The 907-nt window shown below is 65.2% G+C and carries 1 protein-coding gene; it reads right to left on the reverse strand.

Going from position 1 to position 907, the window contains the following annotated elements:
* Nucleotides 1-907 (reverse strand): 2-methylaconitate cis-trans isomerase PrpF (gene prpF / locus AWB67_RS38670; protein ID WP_087660927.1); only part of this gene is annotated, 907 nt, incomplete at both ends.

Below are 907 nucleotides of genomic sequence, written 5' to 3' on the forward strand. Positions count from 1 at the left end.
ACTCACCAGTGTTCCAGGAATGGCCGCCGCCGTGCCGATCGCCACGGCGGCCGTGCCCATCATCGCGTGATGCAGCTTGCCCATCGACATCGCGCGCACCAGAAGGTCCACCTCATTGGCGGCAACCGGTTTGCCGCTGGATGAAACGTAGTCCGCGGGCCTCGCGACAAAGGCGATTTTCGGCGTGTGCTGCCGGCTCGCGATCTCGTCGATGTGCCTGATCAGGCACATGCGGACCGCTCCATGTGCGCGGATGGTCTCGAACATCGCCAGAGCATTCGGATCGCTGTTGATGGTGTCCTGCAGCTCGGCGCCCGTGTAGCCGATTGCCTCGGCGTTCACGAAGATCGTCGGGATGCCCGCATTGATCATCGTGGCCTTCAAGGTGCCGATGCCCGGCACCTCGAGGTCGTCGACCAGATTGCCCGTGGGGAACATCGCGCCGCCGGCGCCGTCTTCCTCGGCCGCCGGGTCCATGAATTCGAGTTGCACTTCGGCCGCGGGGAATGTCACGCCGTCGAGTTCGAAGTCGCCGGTTTCCTGGACCGCGCCCTGGGTGACGGGCACATGCGCGATGATCGTCTTGCCGATGTTGGCCTGCCAGATGCGCACGGTAGCCACGCCGTTATCCGGCACGCGTTCGGGATCGATCAAGCCGTTCGTGATCGCGAACGGTCCCACGGCGGCGGAAAGATTGCCGCAGTTGCCGCTCCAGTCGATAAACGCGCGATCGATGGCAACCTGCCCGAACAGGTAATCGACATCGTGACCGGCCTTGCAGCTCCTCGCGACGATCACCGCCTTGCTGGTGCTCGAAGTCGCGCCGCCCATGCCGTCGATCTGCTTGCCGTAAGGGTCCGGGCTGCCGATGACGCGCAGCAGCAACGCATCGCGCGCGGCGCCCGCC

Source organism: Caballeronia terrestris, from assembly GCF_001544515.1.
In the GTDB taxonomy this organism is placed as follows: domain Bacteria; phylum Pseudomonadota; class Gammaproteobacteria; order Burkholderiales; family Burkholderiaceae; genus Caballeronia; species Caballeronia terrestris.